A 7194-nucleotide genomic window follows, 5' to 3' on the forward strand; every position below is an offset into this window, starting at 1 on the left:
GCACTTTGATAATGCCTTTGAGAATCCAGCTTTGGATTACTTAAGAATCTGCGTGGTTTTAACCCGCAGAGTATCAAGGCAACTGCCATACGTTAAAGTTAAGGTCGAGTCGGGCATCCTTTTCGCTCAAATCGTCAATGCTTTAGGAACACTGCCCAACCGACCCTTGCAAACCTAAAATCAGTTGACAGACTATCCATGATTATTGTAATGAAGGTCGGCTCTCCGGAAGCCGAAATCGAGCGTCTCAGCGATGACCTCAGCACGAACTGGGGACTGACCCCGGAAAAAATCGTCGGCAAACACAAAGTTGTCATCGGCCTGGTGGGAGAGACGGCGGGCCTCGACCCCCTGCAACTCCAGGAAATGAGCCCTTTTATCGAACAGGTGCTGCGGGTCGAAAAGCCCTACAAGCGGGTCAGCCTGGAGTACCGCCACGGCGAACCCAGCGATATCCCCGTCACTACCCCGGAAGGGACCGTCTACTTCGGCCACAACCGGCCGATCGTCGTGGTCGCTGGACCGTGCTCGGTGGAAAATGAGGAGATGATCGTCGAGACAGCCCTGCGGGTGAAGGCGGCAGGGGCTAAATTCCTGCGGGGCGGCGCCTACAAGCCCCGGACTTCTCCCTATGCGTTCCAAGGACACGGAGAAAGTGCGCTGAACCTGCTGGCGGCAGCCCGGGAAGCCTCGGGACTGGGCGTGATCACGGAATTGATGGACGCCGACGACCTGGAAAAATTATCCGAGGTCGCCGACGTGATCCAAATCGGCGCCCGCAATATGCAGAATTTTTCCCTGCTCAAGAAGGTCGGCGCCCAGGACAAACCCGTTTTGTTGAAGCGGGGGATGTCGGCCACCATTGAAGAGTGGCTGATGGCGGCGGAATACATCTTGGCGGCGGGGAACCCCAACGTCATCCTGTGCGAGCGGGGCATCCGCACCTTCGATCGCCAGTACACCCGCAACACGTTAGATTTATCCGTGCTTCCGGTACTGCGCGCGCTCACCCACCTGCCGATCATGATCGACCCCAGCCACGGCACCGGGTTCGCCGAACACGTCCCGGCGATGGCCAAAGCCGCGATCGCGGCGGGGACGGACTCGCTGATGATCGAAGTCCACCCCAACCCCGCCAAGGCCCTCTCCGACGGCCCCCAATCCCTCACCCCCGACAACTTCGATCGCCTGATGAACGACCTGGGCGCGATCGGTGGCGCGGTGAACCGCTGGCAACAGCCCGTCCCGGTTCCCGTTTAATTAGGGTGTAGGGTGTAGGGTGTAGGGTGTAGGGAAATTGATAATTGTCAATTATCAATGATCAATTATCAATTATTCCCTACTCCCCCGGCGGATTGTCGCTCTGCTCGATCAACAGTTCCACCTGGTGGGTGACATTTTTGAGCAACTGGTGCAGCAGCGGCAAATTCTCCGAAGACAGGGTAGCCGAAGCGCAGCGGACTTGAATTTCATTGAGTTTCTTCTGCAACTGTTGCGCCAACCGCAGGCCGTCCAAACTCAGCTTCGAGAGTTGCTGCTGCTGGTAAAACTTCAGCGCCGCCCCCCGCAACACCTGCAAATTCGCCTCCTCCCCGTGTTCTCCGGGGACGACCCGCAGGCGGATCAGCAGGTGGGTATTGCGGTAAACCCGCTCGATCTCCATCTGTTTGGCTTGGGAAACCGGCACCAGGGGCATTTTCACCAGCCGTTTCAGTTCGTTGATCACCCCCTGAAAGCGGTCCGGTTGCAAGTCGTCCAGGATGGACTGGAGCACCCCATCTTGGCTCCACAGAATCCGCCCCTTCGACGCTTGCCGTTCAAAATAGAGCCGGCCGATCCCCCCCGCCAAGACCCGGGCCAGCAACTCCGGCAACAGGGCCGGGGGGGACAGTTGGGCGAGCACCTCCGGCGGAGAACCCAAATGGGTGGGTTTCAGTTCCAGCCGGGGCAGCATCTCGTTGGCGACGGGGGATTTTTCGCGGGCCGGCGATCGCTTCTGGGCGGGGGTCGCCGACTTTTTGGGCGGCTCCGGGGAGGGCGAATTTTCGGGCGCGATCGCGGGTTCCGAAGCGCTTTTGTCCCCCGGTTTTTCGTTATTGTGGTACAGGTAGGCCGACAAGAGCGATCGGTGTTCCTCCGCGCCAATTTGCCGGGTCACGACGGAACAATTGAGATAGGCCAAGATCTGGTGGGCATAGTTGAGAGCCACCTCGTCCTCGGGATTGACGACACCCAAACACAGGGTATTATCTTTGAGAGAAAGGGGCAGAATTTGGTGGTGAAGACAGACTTCAAAGGGCAAAATGCTATCGACTAAAGGAAAAATCTGTCCGGAATCCAAATGACCCGCCCCCCCCGTTTGAGAATTCGCTAACATGGGCTGATGGGGATGATAGGTTCAACGACTACAACGACCTTCGTTCAATTTGACAGGCTATAACTCCCACCGTGATGCATCCTGAAGCACGGAGCAATTATCACCCGGCTCGGGAGCGCTGCTTGTAGAATAGCGACAGTTGTGTATATGCTATACAGTCTAACAAGATTTGGTCGTTCAGCCGAGTTGATGGGTTGACAACGGTTATGGCGAGAGGAGAAGGGAATCGAAAAGCGGGAGTCGGGAGTCGGGAGTCGGGAGTCGGGAATTGTGGGAGGGGAATTCATTATCCATTGTCAATTGTCAACTGTCAATTGCTCCTGAAATCGCTTCTATCCGTCGCGTTGAGTCCGGCAATATTGCTGCCCTCCTTTGCCGGTGATCTGACCTCCGCCGCCTTTGCAGATACCATTTCCGGCAAAACCGGACTTCCCGCCAAATTTGCCGCCTCCGGAGTGGACGCAACCCAGTTGCAACCCCTGTCGGCTACCGTGGAATTGGTGATCCGGTTGGGAGAACGGCGGGTTTACGTTTACCAGAGCGATCGCCTCCTGGCCAGTTACCCGATCGCGATCGGCCGCAGCGGCTGGGAAACCCCCGTCGGCCGACACAAAGTCATCCAACTGGTCCGCAATCCCACCTGGCAGCACCCCTTCACCGGAGATCTGATCCCCCCCGGGCCGGATAACCCCCTCGGTAGCCGCTGGATCGGGTTTTGGACCGACGGGACCAACTCCATCGGATTTCACGGCACCCCCGACGAAGACACGGTGGGGCGGGCCGCCTCCCACGGCTGCGTCCGGATGTTAAATCGGGACGTGCTCGCCCTGTTTGAAAAAGTCGCGATCGGCACCCCCGTCACCGTCGAACCTTGAGGGTTTTCTGCGGCTAATTGAGACGGGCCCGAAACCGATCAGGGTTTCAAAATCCGATCCCGTCAACCGCAACTGCTGACCGGACATCACCCCCGCAGGATTTTTCCAAGTTTGAAAGTCTCTCAAAAATCAATCAATCGATGCCTTCGATTTTGAGTTGGGTGGGATTTTCTATCTCTGTTTTGGGGGCGGTTTTGCGGGGTTTCCGTTTCGTTTTTTTGCCCGATTTTCCCTTGGCTTCCCGTTCCTGGCGGATGCGTTCCAACAGCACCGATGCGGGTTCGTCGTCCGGGTCTTGGGGGACGAGTTCCCCTCGGAAGGCTTTCGCTAATATCGCTTGATTCAGGGTTTCCAGGTCGGTTTCCGCTTGTTTGTACTGTTCTTCGATAGTATTGATCGCGTGCAGAATTTTTCCGACTCTCAAAATAATTTCTTTTTGCTCATTTTCTGGCGGCAATTTTAACATCCAATCGGCTAGTATCTGACTGCCCAAATGATGGATGCCAATTCCTTTAGATGCTTTTCCAAAAGCACCGGAAATCGCACCGAACAAAAAATAGTAATACAAAAAATCATAAATTGGAGCCAATGGACGAACCCGAATCAAAGTGTTTTGTATACAACAACTGGGTATCTCATCTCTCCAGATTGCTGGCTTTCCAACTTCATACTGACTCCCTGACGCTTCATTGATCAGAACATCTCCATATTGAAGTTTGAATCTTTTAAAATCATTGGGATCAAAATTCATCTCTTTTACATCTGACAAGTCGAGTCCGCTCCAAGTTACGTTCGCCGCTCGTAAATATTGGCGCATATATGGACCCGTATGATTTTTGGGCGAACGTTGTCTGCCAAGTTGAACATCTCCTATGTGTTGCACCTTTGTCCAACACCAACCCTCGGGCAATTCTGGCAAATTGTCAGTATTGACGGGTTCGGGTTCTTTATATTTCTGTTTCCATTTGTCATCAGTTGGCGTTTTCCCCTTGGCTTGCATCTTCTCCAACTCGGCTTCTTCCCAACGTCGCCGCCGTTCCCGTTTTATCCGTTCTAACAATACCGATGCGGGTTCAATATCCGGGTGATTCTCCCGCCAATCCTTGGTTAAATCGCCACGAAAGGCGGCGGCGAGAACCGATCGCCGAAATTGGTCTAACAGGGGTGCGATCGTATCCAATTCCCCTTTAACTCGCCGACTCCTCTCCTGTAACGCTTCGATTTTAGCGACAATCCGTTTCTGTTCATTCAGCGGCGGCAAGAGTATTTCGGCATTATTAACATCATTATCTGTAACAGCCGGGTACAGAGTACCATCCATTGTACTGCTAATTTTGCGAATAAATTTTTCTGACAATACATAATAAAAAAGGAAATTGCTGTCAACAGCCAAAGACGGTCTGAGCACCGCTATACCAGTTGATGTTAAAACACCGTCCAACTCTTTGGGGACGCGGACTATATTTTTTAAATAAGTTCTGACTGTCGAAAATAAAACATCATCTTTTTTGACGACTCTACGCGCACGAGAAGGGGCATCTTGACCCAGAAAAATTTTGGGTACAGTTATGGTTTGGGTGGAGTTATCAATTGAACTAATATCAATGTACTTAAATTCTCGACTCGGATACTTTTTGGGCTGTTCTGTTTGATATGATAGGGTGATTTCACCTATGGTTGTTAAATACCATCCTTTGGGCAAAGCTTCCAATGATTCTGATTGCATCAAAATATCTCCCCATATTTTTAAGGATACTGCTTTATTTTTTTATAAACCTTTATTATTCATTCTCCCCAGCCAACAACAACATCAAAGCCTCCATCTCATCCGCCGCCACCTGCAACCGCTGGAAAATCTCCGCCGCGATTTCATCCGGTTCCGGCAAATCCTCCCCCCCCTGCAAACTCTCATCCCGCAGCCAGGAAATATCCAGATTGTCCCCCCGCTTTCCTATCTCCTCCCGACTGAAACGGCGAAACCGTCCCTCTTCACCCAAATCCACCCGGCGTCCGTTTCCATTCGGGTCCTCCCCGTAACAGGTTTCAAACTCCCGAAAATGGTCCGCCGTCAGGGGAACCCGCTTCCCGAAACTCGGCATATTCGTCCGCATATCGTAAAACCAAACCGCCTCCGTGTTGCCCTTTTCCGTGGTTCCCCGCCGGAAAAATAACACGTTGGTTTTCACCCCCTGGGCGTAAAAAATCCCCGTCGGCAATCTCAGGATGGTATGCAAATTGCACTTATCCATCAAATCCGCCCGAACTTTTCGCCCCTGTCCGTCCTCAAACAACACATTATCCGGCAACACCACCGCCGCCCGTCCCCCGGCTTCCAACCCCCGATAAATATGCTGCAAAAACGCCAACTGTTTGTTGGAAGTCGGAAAGGTAAAATCGTCCCGCGTCGGTTTCCCGCCGCCCTTTTTCGTCCCGAAGGGCGGATTCGTCAACATTAAATTCGCCTTCCGGAGTCGCTGTCCCTCCCCGGACAACGTATCCCCCAAACCCACCTCGCCCTCGATGCCGTGTAACAGCATATTCATCAACAGCAGCCGGTGGGCGTCCTGCACCAATTCCATGCCGTAAAAGGCTTTATATTTCTGAAAGTCCTGTTCCGGTACTTCCAAATCAAATAACTCGTCCGTCCGTTCCTTTATATAGCGGTCTGCCGCAATCAAAAAACCCCCCGTCCCCGCCGCCGGGTCTTGAATGAATTCCCCCGGCTGCGGCTGCATCAATTTCACCATGCAATCAATCAGCGGACGGGGGGTAAAATACTGCCCCGCCCCGGACTTTTTCTCCCCGGCGTTCTTCTCCAACAACCCTTCGTAAAGGTTGCCCAACCCCTCCTCCTTCGCCGAATACCAATCCAACTGGTCGATACTGGTGACGAGTTTACTCAAAATCCGAGGTTGTTTCAGGGCAGTTTGGGCGTTGGCAAATATCGCCTGAACCCGCGTGTTGGCCGTCTGTTCCCCCAACGTAACCAGCAACTTCCGATAAAAATTCAGTTGGTCGATGCCCTCCGTCGCCACCAAATCAATCCAGCGACACCCCTCCGGCAGTTGGTCTTCCGTCCCCGTCTCCTGCGTCATTTTCAGGAACAGTAAATAGGTCAACTCCGTGACATATTGCAGGTAGGTAATACCGTCATCCCGGAGGACGTTGCAGAGATTCCAGAGTTTTTGAACAATATCAGTCGTTGCGGTCATCAATTCGGGCGATCGCCTGCGGCGGCGCTTTTAATTCCAATAGATTACCTTATCACGAAACCGCGCCCAAAACCCATCCGATTAACAAAACTTAAAAACCCGCCCTCCAATTCTCCCCCCTTATAAAGGGGGGCCGGGGGGGATCTCCGTCTTTGCTGAGGAGTGGCGATCCCCCTAAATCCCCCTTAAAAAGGGGGACTTTGAGTGACGTGGGTTGAGTTGAGGAACGAATGTTTGATTCTTTTCGCACCATTGTTGAGGATTGTTTAAAAAACTTAGTAAATTAATATGTGATACGGTCAATTCATCAACCAACTGAAGAAACATTAGTTGTAAATCAATATCTGTTCTGGGTTTGTCTAGATGGCTCATCTGAGATGGTGTCAATATATTGGGCTTGAAAAAATTGAAAATCATATCAGATCCGGTTACTTGTCCCCATAACCTCCCCAATCCTCTTGAGAGGATTTTGGCTGGTAGGGGCGCGGCTTGCGCCCTCGGGAATTGATTCCCAAGCGGTCTGGATATCCGACCAGATTTGATATAATTATCTATTCTAACTTATCTCCTCCCAAATTGCCCCATTAATCTCACTTAAAATATCCTCCAACTCCCCATCAAACGTTTTGTTCAGACGAGTAAAGCCGCCCTTGGACTTGAACTGTCCCCGGTCAAACGCCAGCCTATCCACCACCGTTTCCGATTTTAACTGCTTCCCGATCCGTTCCAA

At 52.5% G+C, this 7194-nt stretch carries 6 protein-coding genes; 2 read left to right on the top strand and 4 right to left on the bottom strand.

Translation table 11 applies throughout. The annotated features are described in order from the left end of the window. The first annotated feature begins 198 nt into the window (after positions 1 to 198). Complete coding sequence (gene aroF, locus AC0QHF_RS01930) at positions 199 to 1260, top strand: 3-deoxy-7-phosphoheptulonate synthase (protein WP_324702496.1); 1062 nt, start codon at positions 199 to 201, stop codon at positions 1258 to 1260. 79 nt (positions 1261 to 1339) lie between these two features. Here aroF and AC0QHF_RS01935 read toward each other — a convergent pair whose 3' ends face one another. Then, the gene (locus tag AC0QHF_RS01935; protein WP_324702497.1) at positions 1340 to 2377 is read right to left on the bottom strand and encodes a GspE/PulE/PilB domain-containing protein; all 1038 of its coding nucleotides are present in this window, start codon (positions 2375 to 2377) and stop codon (positions 1340 to 1342) included. 293 nt (positions 2378 to 2670) lie between these two features. Here AC0QHF_RS01935 and AC0QHF_RS01940 point away from each other — a divergent pair, with 293 nt between their 5' ends. Beyond that, positions 2671 to 3252, top strand: a complete 582-nt coding sequence (locus tag AC0QHF_RS01940; RefSeq protein ID WP_324702498.1) for a L,D-transpeptidase — start codon at positions 2671 to 2673, stop codon at positions 3250 to 3252. A gap of 133 nt (positions 3253 to 3385) precedes the next feature. On the opposite strand, the gene AC0QHF_RS01945 is transcribed toward AC0QHF_RS01940, so the two are convergent. The 3 genes from AC0QHF_RS01945 to AC0QHF_RS01955 form a co-directional block, all read right to left on the bottom strand. Continuing rightward, positions 3386 to 4978, bottom strand: coding sequence for a restriction endonuclease subunit S (locus AC0QHF_RS01945; RefSeq protein ID WP_324702500.1), 1593 nt, complete (start codon positions 4976 to 4978; stop codon positions 3386 to 3388). A 55-nt stretch (positions 4979 to 5033) separates the two neighbouring features. Continuing rightward, positions 5034 to 6464 carry a class I SAM-dependent DNA methyltransferase gene (locus AC0QHF_RS01950; protein WP_324702499.1) on the bottom strand — a complete coding sequence of 477 codons (1431 nt, stop codon included), beginning with the start codon at positions 6462 to 6464 and terminating at the stop codon, positions 5034 to 5036. A gap of 556 nt (positions 6465 to 7020) precedes the next feature. Further along, positions 7021 to 7194 (bottom strand): type I restriction-modification enzyme R subunit C-terminal domain-containing protein, encoded by a 174-nt coding sequence (locus AC0QHF_RS01955; protein ID WP_375341391.1) that lies wholly within the window; start codon positions 7192 to 7194, stop codon positions 7021 to 7023.

It is taken from the genome of Lyngbya sp. CCY1209, assembly GCF_055795065.1.

Excerpts from the sequence above, each read along its gene's own strand:
- aroF (WP_324702496.1), top strand. The coding sequence starts at position 199 with ATGATTATTGTAATGAAGGTCGGCTCTCCGGAAGCCGAAATCGAGCGT.
- AC0QHF_RS01935 (WP_324702497.1), bottom strand. The coding sequence starts at position 2,377 with ATGTTAGCGAATTCTCAAACGGGGGGGGCGGGTCATTTGGATTCCGGA.
- AC0QHF_RS01945 (WP_324702500.1), bottom strand. The coding sequence starts at position 4,978 with ATGCAATCAGAATCATTGGAAGCTTTGCCCAAAGGATGGTATTTAACA.
- AC0QHF_RS01950 (WP_324702499.1), bottom strand. The coding sequence starts at position 6,464 with ATGACCGCAACGACTGATATTGTTCAAAAACTCTGGAATCTCTGCAAC.